This is a genomic window from Solwaraspora sp. WMMB335, from assembly GCF_049179075.1.
GTDB lineage: Bacteria > Actinomycetota > Actinomycetes > Mycobacteriales > Micromonosporaceae > Micromonospora_E.
This window is the reverse complement of record NZ_JBMHMF010000001.1, coordinates 6,794,670-6,812,806: the sequence shown is the minus strand read 5'-3', so window position 1 is coordinate 6,812,806 and position 18,137 is coordinate 6,794,670. Positions and strand designations below refer to the sequence as shown.

Annotated in this window: 7 protein-coding genes and 1 pseudogene; all 8 read right to left on the bottom strand. The window is 73.6% G+C overall.

Translation table 11 applies throughout. The features are described 5' to 3' along the window. Positions 1 to 154: 154 nt before the first annotated feature. The gene (locus ACN27F_RS29395; RefSeq protein WP_421438724.1) at positions 155 to 901 is read right to left on the bottom strand and encodes a methyltransferase; all 747 of its coding nucleotides are present in this window, start codon (positions 899 to 901) and stop codon (positions 155 to 157) included. A gap of 105 nt (positions 902 to 1,006) precedes the next feature. Next, positions 1,007 to 1,144 (bottom strand): annotated as a pseudogene (locus ACN27F_RS29390) (methyltransferase type 12); the annotation flags it as partial. 111 nt (positions 1,145 to 1,255) lie between these two features. Beyond that, positions 1,256 to 2,629 (bottom strand): MFS transporter, encoded by a 1,374-nt coding sequence (locus ACN27F_RS29385; protein WP_421438723.1) that lies wholly within the window; start codon positions 2,627 to 2,629, stop codon positions 1,256 to 1,258. Beyond that, positions 2,626 to 7,152: a non-ribosomal peptide synthetase gene (locus ACN27F_RS29380; protein ID WP_421438722.1), complete on the bottom strand. Its 4,527-nt coding sequence runs from the start codon at positions 7,150 to 7,152 to the stop codon at positions 2,626 to 2,628. The genes ACN27F_RS29385 and ACN27F_RS29380 overlap by 4 nt, the downstream gene beginning before the upstream one ends. Then, positions 7,149 to 7,808: a DUF6875 domain-containing protein gene (locus tag ACN27F_RS29375; RefSeq protein ID WP_421438721.1), complete on the bottom strand. Its 660-nt coding sequence runs from the start codon at positions 7,806 to 7,808 to the stop codon at positions 7,149 to 7,151. Before ACN27F_RS29375 ends, ACN27F_RS29380 begins: the two co-directional genes overlap by 4 nt. Before the next feature lie 34 nt (positions 7,809 to 7,842). Beyond that, on the bottom strand, positions 7,843 to 9,171 hold the full coding sequence (locus tag ACN27F_RS29370; RefSeq protein ID WP_421438720.1) for an FAD-dependent oxidoreductase: 1,329 nt from the start codon (positions 9,169 to 9,171) through the stop codon (positions 7,843 to 7,845). Continuing rightward, positions 9,168 to 12,314, bottom strand: coding sequence for a non-ribosomal peptide synthetase (locus tag ACN27F_RS29365; protein ID WP_421438719.1), 3,147 nt, complete (start codon positions 12,312 to 12,314; stop codon positions 9,168 to 9,170). The genes ACN27F_RS29370 and ACN27F_RS29365 overlap by 4 nt, the downstream gene beginning before the upstream one ends. Next, positions 12,311 to 18,007 carry an amino acid adenylation domain-containing protein gene (locus tag ACN27F_RS29360; protein WP_421438718.1) on the bottom strand — a complete coding sequence of 1,899 codons (5,697 nt, stop codon included), beginning with the start codon at positions 18,005 to 18,007 and terminating at the stop codon, positions 12,311 to 12,313. The genes ACN27F_RS29365 and ACN27F_RS29360 overlap by 4 nt, the downstream gene beginning before the upstream one ends. Positions 18,008 to 18,137: the final 130 nt, after the last annotated feature.

The following is an 18,137-nucleotide window of genomic DNA, read 5'->3' as shown; positions in this document are numbered from 1 at the left end:
ACCGACCCCCGTTGCGCTGTTCGGCCGCCACCGACCGCCCCGGCTGTCGACCATCGACGGGCTCGACCCGTCTGGGTAGAGCCTGGGCACTGTCGGTCACATCGACGCTAGAACACAGGTACGACAGAACTGGGTCGCCCACCGTCACGGCCGCTCAGCCGGCTGGTTGCCGGGTGGCGAGGATCAGGTGGTCGTTCGGCGAGGCGGCCAGGGCACGCGCTCGTACGTCGCCGAAGCCGGCCGCACGCAACCAGCCGGCGATCTCCTCGTACGGGTAGGCCTGGCCGCCCTGGCCGTGCAACAGGTTGAGGCTGAACAGCTTGACGAACGCGTCGCCACTGGCCGAACCGGACGAGGCCGGATCGTTCAGCGGCTCGACCAGAGCCACGGTGCCGCCCACCGCGGTCTGCGCGGCCACCCGTCGGAGCAGTTCCCGGTTCCGCGCCGGCCGGTAGCCGTGCACGATGTTGAACAGCAGGACCACGTCGGCGGGTGGCCCGGGGATCGGCTGGTCGCCGGTGATGTCCCAGGCTTCGGTGGCGATCCGGTCGGCCAATCCGGCCTCGGCGACCGCCCGGGCTCCGGTGGCCAGGGCGCCGGCCAAATCCAGTACGACGGCCCGCAACTGGGGGTGTTGCCGGCAGAACGCGATGCTGTAGCCGGCATGCCCGCCGCCGATGTCGACCAGGCGCGCCGGGCCCGCTGGCACCGCGACGTGCTCGACCACCTCGGGCGCCAGCATCCGGGCCTGCCGGTCCAGCATGGTCTGGAACTCGCGCAACGTGTCGGGGCGTTCCTCCAGCCAGCGGTAGAAGTCGGCGGCGGGCGTCCCGGTGCGGACCGTCTCCTCCAACCGGTCCCAGTGTTCGAACAGGACCTGCTGCCAGAACGAGAAGACCACCGCGTAGCTGTCCGCGGCATCGCCGCACAGGAACGCCGCGGTCGCCGGGGTGTTGCGCCACGGGCCGGCGGCCGCCCGGGTCGTGGTCGCGGCGGCGGCAGTCGCGGCGGTGGCAGTCGCGGCGGTGGCCGGCTCGACGTAGCCGAAGTCGGCCAGCGCCCGTAGCAGGATCTCCAGCGCCGCCTCGTCGCAGTCGAGCCGGGCGGCGAGTTCCTTGGCCGTCGACGGGCCCTGCGCCAGCGCTTGGAAGACCCCAGCCGCCCGGCCGCGCCGGCGGCCCGGAAGCCCGCCGCGTGCAGCAGGTCCAGATGCGCGACGGGTGCCCGCCCGTCGAGGTAGCCGCGACGTTCGCGGTCAGGCAGGTTGAGAGGCACTACGTGGTCTCTCCTTCTCCGGCTGACGCGCCGGCTCCGAGGGCTCATCGGCGGCGTCGGACGACCCGGCGGCGTCGGGCAGCTCGGTTTCGAGCCGGCGCAGCCGGGGCCGGGTGACGGCCACCAGGGTCAGCAGCAGCATCCCGGCGCCGATCACCCAGAAGATCAAGGCGATACCCCGTCCGGGTCCGGTGCCGATCAGGACGCCGACGCTGCCGGCCAGTGCCCCGTCCGGCGCCATCGCCGGCTCCGCGACCCGGTCGGCGAGTGGCCCGGCGACCAGGTACGCAAACGGCGTGGCCGCCTGGCCGATCATGCGGGTGGTCGCCACCACCCGGCCCAACGACTCGGCCGGGGTCTTCACCTGCACCAGGGTCAGCGTGCTGCCGCTGACGATCGGCAGAATGAACAGGAACAGCGGCGCGACCACCGCGATCAGCCAGGCCGACGGCCGCAGACCGTGCAGCGCCAGCACGACACCACCGAACGCCAGGAAGCCGAGGATCCCGGACACCCGGCGTTTCGGCCCGCCCCAGGCGCTCATCACCAGACCGCCGGCGAACAGCCCGGTGCCGCCGGCGAACATCAGCACACCGAGCGTGGCCGCTGACCCGAAGGACAGGATCAGCGGTTGGACCAGCACGCCGGCCATCGCGAACAGGAGATTGAATCCGCCGAACAGCACGGCGAGCTGGAACAGCCCGGGCCGGGCCCGCAACAACCGCCAGCCGTGCCCGAGATCCTCACCCAGGGTGACCTGCTTGCCCGCGCCGGGGGCGGCGGTCGCCGAACGGTCGAGCCGGGCGGCGACGAGCAACGTCATCCCGACCACCATGGTGCACAGATCGATCAGGACCACCCCCCGTAGCCCGATCGTGCCGACCAGCGCACCGGCCAGCAGCGGGGCGGCGATCTGCGCGGCCTGGGTCATCTGCATCAGACCGTTGGCCCGACCCAGCGCCTCGCGCGGCACCAGTAACGGCAGCATCGCGTAGAAGGCGGTGAGGTGCACGGTGTTGCACGCCGCGGTGACCGCCGTGGCCAGGTAGATGTGCCAGACCGTCAGCTGGTCGGTCCACAGCAGTACGGCCACACAGGCGGTCACCGCCCCGGCGGCGGCATCCGCGATCAGCATCAACCCGCGTCGGTCCCGCCGGTCGGCCAGCACCCCCGCGATCGGCGCGAGCACGATCCCGGGCACCACCGCCGACAGTGAGATGATCGCGAACTGAGTGGCCGAGCCGGTGCTCTGGTACACCCAGACCCCGAGGACGAATCCGGTCAGCGCCGACCCGACGACGGAGACGGTCTGGCCGAACCAGAGCACGCCGAACCCGCGTAGCAACGCCGTCAACGGTGCGCCTCCTCGGTGCGGGCACCGGCAAGAAATCCGGTGCGGTCAAAGAACTCCAGGTAGCGACGCAGCAATGCCCGATCGGCCGGTGGGCAGCGCGATCCGGCTGCCGCCGCCGTCCGTTCGGTCGCCGTGCAGTCGAACACCGGCTGCCGCAGCGACCGGTCCGGCTGGGGCAACGCCGCGGCGTACGGCGCGAACGCGGTGAGCGTCCCGGCCGCCGCCCCGGCACGGATGCGCTCCCGCCAGTGCGGGTACGGCAGCAGCGGCAGGCCCAACTCGGCGGCGATCTGTGGGTAGCCGATCGTCTGGTTGTTGTAGTAGTGCCCGTCGCTGCCCTCGTCGGCCAGGGTGACGATCGCCGCGGCCACGTAGTCCACCGGTGCCATGTCCGCCGGATCGGCCAGGTCCGGCACCCCACCCACCTCCAGGCAGCCCTTGAGCAGAGCGCTGAAGTAGTCGTCCGGGTTGCTCGCCCCGGTCCGGCTGTGCCCGGTGATGCGGGCGGGGCGGTGCACGGTCACCGGCAGCCCGCGGTCGCGGGCGGCGCGGACCAGGGCGTCGGCCACCCACTTGCTCTGGTTGTAGCCGCTGGTCAGGCCGGTCGGGTCGGCCGGTGCCGCCGATTCGGTGACCGTCGTCTCCCGGTAGCGCTCACCGAGGAACACGCCGAGAGTGGAGACGTAGTGCACGGCGGTGTCTTGACCGGTGGCGGCCAACCGCAGCACCTCGACGGTGCCGGCCACATTGGCCGGGCGCAGCCGCTGGTACGGGTGCAGGAAGTTGACCGCGCCACCGTTGTGCACGACCGTGTCGAGCTGATCGGCGAGTTCGCTCCAGCGCGCGCCGGTCAGACCGAACCGGGGCGACGCCAGGTCGCCGAGCAGCGGTTCGACGCGCTCGGCGTACCCGGGTCGCCAGAGCTGGTAGCGGCGCAGGGCGGTCTCGACGCGGGCCAGACCCTCGGCCGCCGAGCCGGCGCGGACCAGGCACACCAGCCGGGCGTCGCTGCGGCGAAGCAGCTCATCGGCCAGGAAGGCACCGAGGAAGCCGGTGGCCCCGGTCAGCAGGACCCGGCGCGGCGTACGCCCGGCCAGGCCGCCGATGCCGGTACCCAGCCGAACCGGCACATCGGCCGGCAGGACCGCCTCGGCCCGCAGGTCCGGCACCGCCTGGGCAGGCACCGTCGCGGCCGCCGTTGTCGCGGCCGGCGGCGGGTCTTCGGCCGTGGCCGGCCGCGAACGCCGCATCCGGTCGATCCGGTCGGCCAGCTCGGCCAGGGTGGCGGTCTCGAACAGCGCGACCAGCGGCACCTCCACGCCGCATTCCACGCTGATCGCGGCCAGCACCCCGGCGGCGAGCAGCGAATGCCCGCCGAGATCGAGGAAGCTGTCGTGCCGGCCGACCGGGTCCACGCCCAGCGCCGCCGACCAGACGCGGGCCACCGCCTGCTCGGTGCGGCTCACCGGTGGCGCCACCTCGGGCCGGGTGGCCGGTGCCGGGGCCGGCAGCCGCGCCCGGTCGACCTTGCCATGGCCGGTCAGCGGCAGCTCGTCGAGAAAGGTGTACGAGGTGGGTACCAGGTAGTCCGGCAGCCGTTGGCGGGCGAGTTCGCGCAACTTGACGCCGGTGAGTCCGGCACCGGACACGTAGGCGGCGAGGAAGCGGTCACCCCGCTCGTCGACCGGGGCGAGCACGGCGACCTGCCGTACCCCGGGACAGCCGGCCAGCGCCGCCTCCACCTCGCCGAGTTCGATCCGTCGGCCCCGGATCTTGATCTGGTGGTCGGCCCGGCCGAGGAACTCCAACTGGCCGCCGGCCCCCCACCGGGCGAGATCCCCGGTGCGGTACATCCGGGCACCCGGCGCGCCGCTGAACGGGTCGGGCACGAACGCCGCCGCGGTCAGTGCCGGCCGGCCGTGGTAGCCGGTGGCCACCCCGGCGCCGCCGAGATACAGCTCGCCCGGCACCCCTGGCGGGACCGGCATCCCGCGCTTGTCCAGCAGATAGGCATGCACGTTCGGCAGTGGCACGCCGATCGGCAGCTCGGTCACCGACGCCGCCAGCTCCGTCCCGGCCACGGTCGCGTACGTGGTGGCGCAGACGGTCGCCTCGGTCGGGCCGTAGTGGTTGTAGAGGGTGGTCCGTCCGCCGGTGGCCGCCGCCCACTGCCGCAGCCGGCCCAGCGGCACCGGCTCACCACCGACCATCATCCGGGTCAGGCAGTCGGGCACCGGCACCGGTTCGGCCGTGGCGGCCAGCTCCTGCGCCCACCGCTGCCACAGCGCCGACGGCGCGTCCACCGTGGTTATCCGATGCCTCGCGCAGAAGGCCAGCAGGCCGGGCCCGGTCAGCGCGGCCGGCTCCGGATGCAGCACCAGGGCGGCACCGCTGGTCCAGGCCGGCAGCATGTCGCCGACCGAGGCGTCGAAGCTCAACGGCGGGATCATCAGGATCCGGTCCCCGGGGCCGAATCCGTGCCGGTCGCGAAACGCCAGGGCCAGGTTGCGGGCGGCGCCGTGCGGCACCACCACCCCCTTCGGGCGTCCGGTCGAGCCGGAGGTGTAGATGACGTAGGCGGCGACGCCCGCATCCAGCGGAACCGGGCGGTAACCCGGCCCGCCGGACAGCTGCGGCAGCTCGGTCAGCTCCAGCAGCGCGCCGGCGTCGGCGAGCAGGTCCGGCCGGCGCGGATCGCGCGGATCGACCGGAAGATACGCCGCGCCGGACAGCAGGATGCCGAGCAGCGCGGTCAGCGCGTCCGCGCCCGCCGGCAGTGCCAGCCCGACCCGCGTCTGTGGCCCGGCACCACGCCCACGCAGCCAACTGGCCAGCCGGCGGGCCCGCTCCAGCAGCTGCGCGTAGCTGATTTCGGTGTCCCCGTCGATCACCGCCGGCCGGCCCGGCGTCCGGGCCGCCTGCGCCTCGATCAGCTCGGGCACCAACCCACCGGGTGGATAGCGATGGGCTGGCCGCACGGCGACCTCGTGCAGTGGGACCGACCAGACCGACCGGCCCGGGTCGGTGGCCAGCACGTCGAGCATCCGCACCAGGTGTCCGGCCAGCCGCTCGACGGTGGCCGCGTCGAACAGGTCGGCGTTGTAGTCGAACCGTCCGGCCAGCCCGCCGTCCTGCGGCCAGACCAGCAGGGTCAGGTCGTAGCGGGCGGTCTCGGTCGGCGGGGCGTGCACGGTGACCGTCAGCCCCGGCCAGTGCGCGACCTGCTGGTTGTCGAGGACCTCGTTGTAGACGAACATCACCTGGAACACCGGCGAGTAGCTCGGGCTGCGCCGGGGCCGCAGCCGGGCGGCCAGCTCGTCCAAGGCGAGGTCGGTGTGCTCCAGGGCGGTCAGGCACTCGTCGCGTACGACGGACAGCAACTGGTCGAAGGTCGACTCACCGGCCAGCTCGATGCGCACCGGCACGGTGGCCACGAACATGCCGATCACATCGGCGTCGTCGCTGCCCCGGGTGCTGACCGGGGTGCCGAGCACCAGGTCCGGTTGCTGGCTGTACCGGGCCAGCACCGCGGCGAAGCCGGTGAGCAGCGCATGGAACGGGGTGAGGGCCGCCGCCCGGCAGCGGGCCCGCAGCGCGGTGGCGGTCGCGGCGGGCACGGCCAGCGGCACCGACGCGCCCCGGAAGGTCTGCCTCGCCGGTCGGGGCCGGTCGGTCGGCAGGTCCAGCAACTCCGGCGCGCCGGTCAACCGATGCGTCCAGTAGGCCAGGTCGGTCTCCCGCCGCCCGGCCCGCGCCGGATCCCGCTGCCGCCGGGCGTACCTGCCGTAGCCGTAGGGCAGGGCCGGCAGCCGCGGCACACCGTCACCGACCTCGGCGCGGTAGCACTCCCCCAGGTCGCGCAGCGCGATGCCCCAGGACGTCTCGTCGAGAATGCCGTGGTGCGCGACCAGCGTGAGCTGATGGTCGTCGGGGCCGCGACGCAGCGCCAGCAACCGCAGCAGCGGTGCCCGGTCCAGGACGAACGGCCGACGGATCGCGTCGGCCCGCAGCTCGCTTGCCCGCAGCTCGCCGGCGGCACCGTCGCCGGTCACCGTCACGACGTCCAGCGGTACGGCGACCGCAGCCGCGCCGGACGTCGTGACCTGCGCCGCGACCACCTGCACCGGTTCACCGTCGACCAGTTCGAAACTGGTCCGCAGCGCCTCGTGGCGGGCGACCAGCCGGGCCAGCGCCCGCCGCAGCGCCGGCAGGTCCAGCCGACCGCGCAGCCGCAGGGTCACCGCCATGTGGTACAGGCCGGCCCCCGGCGCGAACCGCTCCATCAGCCACATCTGGCGCTGGCCGAAGCTGACCGGGTGCCGGGCCGGTTCGCTCGCTGAGCGCTGCCGGCGCTCGGCGAGCACGGCCCGCAACAACACGTCGATCTCCGCGTCGGGAATCGCGTCCAGGTCGGCCACGTCAGGAAGCCCGGGCGAGTCGGGCTGGCCGGGCCGGGCACCGCGCAGGGTACGACGTAGCAACGCCCGCTTCTGCGCCGCCGTGAGCTGGTCGAGCTGGTTCACGAGACCGTCCCGGAGATCCGTTCGCGCAGGTGCGCCGGCACCTGGTCGCCGTAGAGCCGCAGATAGACCCGCACGTGCTCCGGGTCCGACTGCAGGAACAGATAGTCCGTCGGCACCATGTGCCGGATCGCCAGTATCGGCACCGGGCTGTGCAGCGGCCGGAACTGCGGGTTCCACAGCCCGGCCTTGTCCGGCGGCCCGGCGTGGAACTCGCCGATCATCAGGCCCTGGGCGACGTACTCGCTTTTCAGGTCGCGCTGCAGACGGTCGACGACGGCGCTGGCGTCGGCCGGTGGCAGGTCCGGCAGCAGCATCAGGATGGTGTGATGGATCCGGGCGTTGCCGGCCTGCGTGGCCAGGTCGCGGAACCAGTCACGATAGCCGGCCAACCGCTGGGCGGTTTGCGGCCGATCCGGATCGGCGCCGGGCTGCACGGTCAGTAGGAAGGTGCCCCGGTCCAGGGCGGTAGCCGCATACGGGCAGACGTTGCCGCTGCGGCCCAGCTCCGGATGCGGGCGGCAAAGGTACTCCCGGGCCCAGGTCACGACGGCCCGCAGCGGCGCCTCGTGGGCGCGCACCAGGTCCGGCAGCGGATCCCGGTCGAGATCCGCCGGTTCGATCAAGGTGTACGAGGGGTCAACCGGATGGGTCAACATCGGATGTCCTTGCTGGTGAAGAGGGGGTGGGTGGTCAACGGACCAGCAGGGTGAGCAGTCCGGTGGCGCTACCGAGCACCAGGACCAGCGCGGTGAGCAGGGCTGCGTCCTGTCGCCGGGCTCGCCGTAACGCGTCGGCGTACGGGATGGTGCGGTGGGAGATCATCGTGTAGAGCGGGAGCCAGGCCCGGCCGAACGCCCGGTGCAGCACCAGGTCGGCCCGCTTGCGCAGCCGGAACCACGGCGAGCGCAGCCGGTCACGCAACTCGACGAAGTTGCGTTCGGACAGGTCGGCCAGCACGTCGGTGTGGCACTTGCGCGACCGCTGGTACTCGGCCAGGGCCGCACCCAGGGCTGCCGGATGCCGGTCCAGGCAACCGGCGAGCAGCGAACAGTCCTCGAAGCAGGAGTTCATGCCCTGCCCGTAGAACGGGTACACGGCGTGGGCCGCGTCGCCGACCAGCACCACGCGGTCGGCGTAGCGCCATGGGGTGGCACGGACGGTGACCAGCCTGCCGACCGGGTGCTCCAGCCACTCGGCCACCCGATCGGGCATCAGCGTGGCGGTGTCGGGGAAACCGGCGTCCAGGAAGCCGGCCACCGTCTCCGGGGTGTCCAACTGGGCCAGTGTGGACAACGGCAGGAACATCGTCGCGGTCAGCGACTGCTCGACGTTGGGATGGGCCACCATCAGCCCGTCTCCGCCGCCGGGCCAGACGTGCAGGCCGTGCAGTGGAGTACGGGCGGCACCGTCGTCGGCGGCCGGAATGGTCAGCTCCTTGTAACCCCACTCCAGCACGTCCAGCCGGGTGTGCACGTGGCCGTGGCGTTCCAGCACCGTACGGACGGTGGAGTAGGCGCCATCGGCACCGACGATCAGGTCCGCGGTGACCGTCTGCCCGCCGGCGAACTCGGCCTGTCCGCGCGCGGGTGTCAGCCCGACCAGGTTCTGCCCGAAGTGCACCCGCACCTGCGGATGCCGCTGCGCCTCGTCGAGCAGCAGCCGGACCAGCTCGTTGCGCAGGATCGAGTGCAGTACCTCGCCCTCGCGGGTGCCGTACGGCTGGAACGCCAGGGTGCCGTCCGGCGCGTGCACGTACCGGCCACGCATCGGTACGCAGCGGCGCAGTACCGCGTCGAGCAGACCGACCTCTCGCAGCGCGGCCAGACCACGTGCGGACAGCCCGAGGTTGATCGACCGCCCGCCGGCCGAGGCCACCCGGCGCGGGTCGGCCCGTCGTTCGTAGACGTCCACCTGCCAGCCACGCCGGGCCAGGTAGATGGCGAGCAGAGAACCGGTCAGCCCGGCACCGATCAGTGCCGCCCGACGGGCACCCCCGGCGCCCGGGTCGTCGGTGTTCACCCCATCAGCTCCTGTAGCAGGTCGTCGAGCTGGTCGTCGTCCAACTCGTCGAGATCGGCGCCGACCGCCTGGAACGACCCCGGCACCGGCCCGGCAGCCTGGGTCGCGGACACGGCCCGGGCCAGCCCGGCCACGGTCGGGCCACGGAACAGCTCCCGCAACGCCACATCCACGCCGAACTCGGCGCGCAGCCGGGCGATGAGGGTGGTCGCGGTCAACGAGTGCCCGCCCAGGGTGAAGAAGTTGTCGTCGATCCCCGGGGGTTCGGCCAGGCGGAGCAGGTCCTGCCACACCCCGACCAGGCGACGTTCCAGGTCGTCGCGGGGTGCCCGGTACACAGGTCCGGCGGCGGCGGTGAAATCCGGCGCCGGCAGCGCGGCCCGGTCGAGCTTGCCGTTGGCGGTGCGGGGCAATGCCGCGAGGGGTACCACCAGTGCCGGCACCAGGTAGCCCGGCAGCTGTGCGGCCAGCCGCTCACGCAGCCGGTCGTCGCCGCCCACCACGTACGCCACCAGCCGGGGATCCGGGCCCGGCGGCACGGTGACCACCGCGTCGGTCACCCCGGGACAGGCCCGCAACGCGGCCTCGACCTCCGCCGGCTCGATCCGGAAGCCACGGATCTTCACCTGGTGGTCGACCCGGCCCAGCAGCTCCAGCCCGCCGTCGCGGCGCCAGCGGGCCAGGTCGCCGGTGACGTAGAGCCGCCCGCCGGCGTCGTCGAACGGGTCGGGCACGAACCGTTGCGCGGTCAGCGCCGGCTGACCGAGGTAGCCTCGGGCCACCCCGGCACCGGCGAGATAGACCTGGCCGACCACACCCGGGGGCACCGGCCGCAGCGCGGCGTCCAGGACGTAACAGCGGGTGCCGGGGATCGGCGCGCCGATCAGCACCGGACCCTCGGGCGGCACCGGCGTGGCGGTCGACCAGACCGTGGTCTCGGTCGGCCCGTACACGTTCCACAGCTGCGCGCCGTCGCTCAGCAGTTCGTCGGCGAGATCGCGGGGCAGTGGCTCGCCGCCGCTGATCCGCAGCCGCACGCCGGCGGGCACCCCGCCGCTGGTCACCAACGCGCGCCAGGTCGCCGGGGTGGCCTGCAGCGCGGTCGCCCCGCAGCGCGCCAGCAACCGGCGCAGTGCACCGGCATCGGTGGCGGTCTGCGCGTCGGCGACCGTCACCCGCGCCCCGATCAGCGGCGGCAGCAGCAGTTCCAGCACCGAGATGTCGAACGCCAGGGTGGTCACCGCGACCAGGTGATCGGCCGGCCCGATCGGCAGCAGCTCGGCGAAGGCCCGCAGCAGGGCGGCGACGTTGCCCTGGCTGACCGTCACCCCCTTCGGCCGGCCGGTCGAACCGGAGGTGAAGATGGTGTACGCGGCTGCCGGTGCCGGCACCGGCCGACGGGCCACCGGATCGGCGGCCAGCGCTGCGGCCAGTTCCAGGACGGTCACACCGGACGCGGCGACCGAGTCGGGCACCACCGCCGTCGACCAGGGCGCCGACCCCTCGCTCGTGCCGAGCACCACCTCGACCCCGGCGTCGGTGATCACCGACGCCAGCCGGGCCGGCGGATGCCCGGGGTCGAGCGGTACGTAACTGGCACCGGCCCACCAGATCCCCAGCACGGCGGGGATCAGCTCCGGACCGCGCGGCAGGCAGAGTCCCACCCGGGACTCCGGGCCGACACCGAGCGCGCGCAACGCGCCGGCGATCCGGGCCGGGCCGTCGTCCGGCCAACGCCGGGCGAGCAGCTCGATCGCGGTCGGTGCGCCGACGGGCAGGGCCGGGCCGGTCGCCCAGTCACCGGTCAGCCGCGCGTACTGGGCCGGCGCGACGAGTTCCAGCTCGGCCAGCGGCCGGCCGGGATCGGCCAGCGCCGAGTCGAGCACGGTCAGCAGGCATTCGCCGAACTGGCGTGCCCAGTCCCGGTCGAACAGGTCGACCGCGTACACCAGCTGGCCGGTCAGCTCGTCGCCGCGCTCCGCCAGCAACAGGGTGAGGTCCAGCTTGCTGCCACCGTTGTCGATCATCTCCGGCCGCCAGCGCAGGCCCCCGGTCTCGAACGGCGGTGGCAGCTCCTCGATCTGGAACATCACCTGGGTGACCGGGGACCGGGCGGGATCGCGTGGCACCCGGCACAGCTCGACGATCCGTTCGAAGGGCATCTCCTGGTGGGCCAGCGCCCGCGCCACGGTGTCGTGGAGCTGACCGACCAGGTCGGCGTACCGGTCGCCGGGATTGGGACGCAGCCGTACCGGCAAGGTGTTCATGAACAACCCGACGACCTGCTCGGTCTCTGCCCGCTGCCGGCCGGCGACCGGTACGCCGACCAGCAGATCGGTACGCCCGGTGAGCCGGGCGACGGTGGCGCCGAAGCCGGCCAGCAGCGCGGTGAACAGGGTGGTGCCCCGGGCCGCGGCGAACTCACGCAACCGGCGGGTGAGGTCGGACGGCACGGTCAGCTCCCGCGAACCACCGCGGAACGACGGTTGTTCGGGACGGGCCCGGTCGGCCGGCAGGTCCAGCACCAGATCGGCCCCGGCCAGCTCGTCCAACCAGTACCGTTGCGCGTCGCCGAGCCCGCCGTCGGACTGTTCGAGCTGCCACAGAGCGAAGTCCGCGTACTGGATCGGTGGTTCCGGCACCGGTCGGCCCGCGTAGCCGTCCGCCAGCTCACCGATCAGGATCCGGAAGGACCAGCCGTCGGCGACGATGTGGTGGTAGACCAGCACGAGAACGTGCTCGTCGGGAGCGAGGCGAAGCAGTTCGGTCCGCAGGAGCGGACCTTCGCCCAGGTCGAACTGGGTGCGGGCCAGCTCGTCCGCCCGGGCCCGCGCCGCTGCGCCCGGATCCGCGCTGCCGGTCAGATCGACCACCCGCCAGTCGAGTTCCGCCGCCGGGGCGACCACCTGCACCGGCTGGCCGGCCTCCTCCCGGAACACCGTGCGCAGCACCTCGTGCCGGGCGACGAGCGCGGCCAACGCGGCCTGCAGCGCGGACGGATCCAACGGCCCGGACAGCCCGACCGTCCACGGCACGTTGTACGTGGTCAGCCCCGGGTCCAACCGGTCGAGCAGCCACAACCGCCGCTGCGCGAACGACGCCGGGAACTCGTACGTCTCGCTCGCCTGTTCGGTCTCGCTCACTTCGCCCCTCCCCGCCGCCGGACCGCGACCACCCGCAGCTCCGCCGGTCCCGGCCGACCGGCCGGGTCGGTGAGCCAGAAGTGGTCCGGCCCAGGCAGCATCTCCGTCACCGAAACCCGGGCCTGCGCCCCGGCGGTACGCTGGGCCCGGCGCACCGCCCGGGCCAGCAGATCGACCGACACCAGACTGGTCAGGTCCAGATAGACCGGCTTCGCCTCGCCCTCGGTGCGCAGGAAGACGTGCCGGGGCAGCCGGTGCCGGCCGGTCCAGGCCCGCACCTGCTGGTAGCGACGCGGCTCGTCGGCGGTACCGGCGAAGCCGAGCTGACCCGCGGCGAATTCCCACCGCTGCCGGCTGACCACCAGCCGGTCGACGGTGACCCGTGGGGTGCGCACCACCGTCTCGCCACCGCCGCTCCCACCGCCGCTCCCACCGGCGCTGACGTCGGCGCTGACGTCGGCACCGGCACCGGCACCGGCACCGGTGGCCGGCGGTCGTGGCACCACCTGGAAGTGCTGCACCACGCCGGCCGCGAGCAGGTCACCGAGGACGTCCAGCAGTGGCATCTCCACGTCGCCGGCACGGCTGCGCACCGTCAGCGTGCCCGAGCGCAACAGCACGTCGCACCGGCCGACCGGCAGCGGTTGGGCCGGTGCCGCGGCGCAGGTGTCGTGCGCGAAGAGCAGCCGTAGGTCCTGGCCGGTGATCAGGCTGTTGCCCTGCCGGGCCGGAATGCCGCCGGACTCCCCGGTCGGGCCCGGGTAGACCGCCGGCCGGCCCAGGTCGGCGGCCTGCGCCGCCCGTAGGGCGGCGGGATCCGGGTGGAACGCGACCCAGGTGTGGTAGCGCATCGTGTTGACCCCGGGATGCAACTCGCCGAGCACCCACCGGTCGCCGGCGAGCATCAGGTCCGGGCTGTGCTGCACGCCGGTGAGCCAACCGGGGCGGACGGTGGCGAACTCGCGGCGGGCGCGCTCGCGCAGCGACGCGCTGGACAACTCGATGCGATCCGGCTGGTCCGGCCCGTCCGGCAGAGCCAGCACCCGGGTCCAGCGCTGCCGCAGCGCGCGGCGCAGCGGGTTGACCAGCCCTGGCGGTGGGTCGAAGACCAGGTCCCCGGCGAGCAACCAGAACTCGGCCAACGGCACGCTGTGCGCGCCCCGCTCGGCGGCCCGTGCCTGGAACAACTCGACGAAGGTGCGGTGCCACAGCGCCGCCGCCGCGGCCGTGAACCACTGGGCGGCGTCGAGCACGATGCCGAACGCGTCCCGGATCCCGTCCAACGCTGACTCGCCGAACTCGACCGAGCCGCCGCGCAGGCACTCCTCGTACGCGACGGTCCGGCCGGCGTACAGCTGCCCGGCCCGCCGGGTCGGCGCCGCGCCGGTGTGCCGGGTGTAGACCTGTTCCAGCTCGGCCATCCGGTCGGCCACCCGGTCGGGGTCGCCGGCCGCCGCCGCCAGCGCGTCGCGGGCCGTGACCAGTTCGTCGAGGGCGGCCAGCGCCGCTTGGCGGGCCGCCTCGTCTCCGGCCCCGCCGGCCTGCCCGCCGGGTGCGGCAGCACCGGCACCGGCCGGGTCGGCGGTGCCGGCCAGCAGCGCCCGCAGCGTCCGCTCCGGATGTACGTCGTCCGGGGAGACCTCCAGCCGCCAGGCGATGCGCTGGGCGCGGGCCAGCTCGTCGAGGATCTGGTAGACCCGCGACCGGCCCGATCCGGTGCCGCCGGCCAGCTCGGCGGCGATCTGCCCGGCGCTACGCCGCCCGTCGCAGGCCCGCAGCACCTCGGCCTGCTCGGCGGACAGCGGCACCGGGTCGGCCATCGGCACCAGCAGCAGGTCCCCGGCCAGATCCAGAAACGGCATCAGGCGCGGCACCAGGGCCGGGCGCAGCCGCTCGGCGTACGGCTGCACGAGGGCGGTGACCGCCCAGCCTTCCAGGTAGACGGCCCGGGCGGCGAGCGGCGCGGCCCGTACCGTGACCGGTGGCCCGTCGGCGAAGCGGGCCCAGCCGACCGGGCCGAAAAAGCCGATCGTGTCGTTCTTGGCGCAGTAGCGCTGCAGGTAACTGGCGACCAACGCCTCGTGCTGACGGTGTTTGGTGTTGCGCGACGCCGGCTGCGGGCCGTGCCGCAGCAGCGGGTCGAACCCGGTCCGCAGGGCGTGCCGGTTCTGCCAGGCGACCGCCTCGCGCACGAGCGGATGGGCGGCGGCGGCGTGCAGCGCGCTCGACAGCCGCCGCGTCGCCGCCGGCCATTCGGCGAGCAGTCGCTGCGTATCGCCGCTGTCGGCGTACCTGGCCAGCACCGGATCGCCGAGCGGCTCGAGCATCTCGAACGGCAGCCCGGCGCCACGCAGGCACACCGACCGCCACAACGCCCAGTCCCCGGTCAACGGCACCAGGTGCCCCGACCCGGCCCCGGCAGGGCCGGTGCCACCGTGCTGCGGGGTCACCGGCAGGGCCACGGCGGCGCCACCGGCCGCGCTGTCGGCGGCCCGGTGGGCGCGGCGGTCCCGGCGGCGCAGGTCGCCGCGATCGCCGGCCGACGTCGCGGCCTCGGCGGCGGCACTCGTGGCGGCGGCGCTCGCGTCGACCGCGGCCGCGCAGCCGCGCAACGCGGGCGCGGCGTAGAAGTGCCGCAACGGCACGTCCACCCCGAACACCTCGCGGATACGAAAGAGCAGACGGGTCACGCCGAGCGAATTGCCGCCGAGGCGGAAGAAGTCGTCCTCGCGACCCACCTGCTCGACGTGCAGGATCTCGGCCCAGAGGCGGGCGAGTCGCTGCTCGGTGTCCGTACCCGGTGGCGTGCTCGTGCCCGCCGGTGCCGACGGTTGCGGCAGCGCGGCCCGGTCCACCTTGCCGTTGGCGGTGAGCGGGAGTTCGGTGAGGATGGCGAAGCGGGCCGGCACCAGTTGGGCCGGCAACTGCCGGGCGGCGTACTCCCGTAGGTCACGACCGGTCACCTCGGCGGCACCGACCGCGACATAGCCGACCAGGTGACGATCCGGGCCCGCGCCGCGCACCACGACCACGGCGTCACGCACCTGCGGATGGGCCCGCAGCGCCGCCTCCACCTCGGCCGGTTCGACCCGGTAGCCACGGATCTTGACCTGATGATCGGTCCGGCCGACGAACTCCAGCGTCCCGTCGGCCCGCCAGCGGGCCAGATCCCCGGTGCGGTACAGCCGGCCGCCGGGCCGCTCGCCGAACGGGTCGGGCACGAACCGCTCGGCCGTCGCCGCCGGTCCGCCCAGGTAGCCCCGGGCCAGTCCGTCCCCGCCGGTGTAGAGCTCGCCGACCGCGCCCACCGGGACCGGCTCACCACCACCGTCCAGCACGTACACCGTGGTCTGCTGAATCGGTACGCCGATCGGCACCCGGTCGCCGACCTGCCCGGCGTCGGTCATCCGGTGGCAGGTGGTGAAGGTGGTGTTCTCGGTGGGACCGTAACCGTTGACCACCGGGCGGCCGCCACGCACCCGTAGCAGCGCCCGGACCGCGTCCGCCGCGAGCACGTCGCCACCGGCGAGGACCTGGTCGACCTCGGCCAGCGCCGCCGGATCCAGCTCGACCACCTGGTGGAAGAGCCCGGCGGTGAGCCAGAGCACGCTCACCTGCCGGTCGCGCAGCAACGCCCGCAGGGCGGGCAGGTCCACCGGTCCGGGCGGCGCGACCGCGAGGGTGCCGCCGGTCAGCAGCGCGCCCCAGATCTCCAGGGTGGAGGCGTCGAAGGCGACCGGCGCCAGCTGCAGCAGGGTCTGCCCCGGGCCGAGGTCGGCGAAGGTGGCCCCGGTGACCAGGCGGTGTACGGCGCGGTGCGGCACCGCGACGCCCTTGGGCCGGCCGGTGGAGCCGGAGGTGTAGCTGACGTAGGCGATGCTGTCCGGGTGGGCCGACACTGGCGGCGGGCCGGGCACCGGCCGGCGCAGCCGCGTCTTGCGGATGGCCAGCCACTCGGCGGTCAGCACCAGGGACGCACCGCTGTCGGCGAGCACCCGGCGTCGCCGGGCCGGCGGATCGGCCGGGTCGACCGGCACGTACGCGCCGCCGGCCAGGCTGACCGCGAGGATCGCGACGATCAGCTCGACGCCCCGGGGCAGTGCCACCATCACCCGCGTCTCGCACCGCACACCGCACTCACGCAGCAACCAGGCCAGCCGGTACGCGCGTTGGGCCAGGGCGGCGTAGCTGAGCTCGATCCCGTCGTCGCGCACCGCCGCCGCGTCCGGTGCCCGGGTGAGGGCGGTGACGAACAGCTCCGCGATGGTCGCCGGTGGCACGCGGCCGGCACCGGTGTCGTACCAGCCGCGTCGCAGCAGCGCCCGCTCGGCGGCGTCGACCATGGACAGTTGCCGCAGCGGCAGGGTCCCCGGTTCACCGGCCAGACCCAGCAGGACGGTACGGAAGTGGGTCAGCATCCGCTCGGCCGCCGCGGTGAGCAGCCGGGATCCGTCATGGATGAGCAGGGTCTGGATCCGGGGCTCGTCGAAGACGTAGAGCGTCGCCGGATAGCTGGGCAGCCGCTCGATCCGCAGGTCGATGTCGCGAAACGCCGGATTGTGCTGGGCCAGGGTCGTGCCGGCCAACTGGCGCTCGTACACGACGAGGCTGTCGGTCAGGGCGGTTTCCGGTGGGTGACCGGACCATTCCAGGATCGCCGACAGCGGCGCATGCTGGTGTTCTCGTACCTGCCGGATCCGGGCGTGCGTCTCGTGCAGCAACTCGGCGACGGTCGACCCGGTACGCACCGGCAGCCGGATCGGCACGGTGTTGATGAGCAGTCCGATCATGTCGGTCGCACCGGCCGCGGTGCCGCTGCGACACGACCTGGTGATCGCGAAGGTGATGTCGGGCTGCCCGGCGTAGCAGGCCCGCACGAACGCCCACGCGGCGGTGACCATCGTGTTGACCGTCACCCCGGCCGCCGCCGCACCGGCGCGGACCAGCGCCGACTGTTCGTCGGTCAGCTCCTCGGTCAAGGTCACCGGACGCCCGGCGGGCAGCTCGTCGACCCCGGCCAGCTCGTCGACCCCGGCCAGCTCGTCGGCCCCGGCCGGCTCGCCGAGATAGCCGGCGAACGGACGCGGCGCGACGGCACCGGCCAGGTAGCCGCTCCAGAACTCTTTCGCCGCGGTCAGGTCGCGGCCTTCCCACCAGTCGATGAATTCGCGGTACGGCCGGCGTCGCGGGTGCACCGGCGGCGGTCCGCCGGCAAGCCGGGCCTGGTACTCGCCGACGACCTCGTCGAGCAGCAACACCAGCGAACGCCCGTCGAGGATGGCGTGGTGGAAGGTCAGCACCACGACCTGCGGCACCGTCGCGGCGAGCACGGTGATCCGCAACAGTGGGGCCCGCTCCGGTGCGAACGGCCGGGCCCGGTCGGTCCGGAGCACCTCGTCCAGGGCACCGCCGTCGGCCTCGCGACCGCCCCGCGCCGGGCCGGTCGACCAGGTGATGTCGATGCCGACCGCCGGCTCCACGACCTGCACGAGGCCCTCGTCGGGGTGCCAGCGGAAGGCGGTACGCAGTACCTCGTGCCGACGTGCGGCTGCCTGCCAACTCGCCTCGAACGCCGTCCGGTCGACCGCTCCTGGCCAGGTCAGCACGGCCTGGATCACGTCCACCCCGGCACCACGGCCACGCAGGCTGTTCACGATCAGGCCACGCTGCAGCGGCGATGCCCCGTATTGCACAGCAAACCTCTGATTTCGTAGTCGGAAATCTCAGCAAATCAATCAATTGCCGCGCAGCCCGGACGCTCGTCGACCAATCGGCCGACGCTTGAATGGCTGACATCCATTTGGCGGTCAGCACATGCCACAC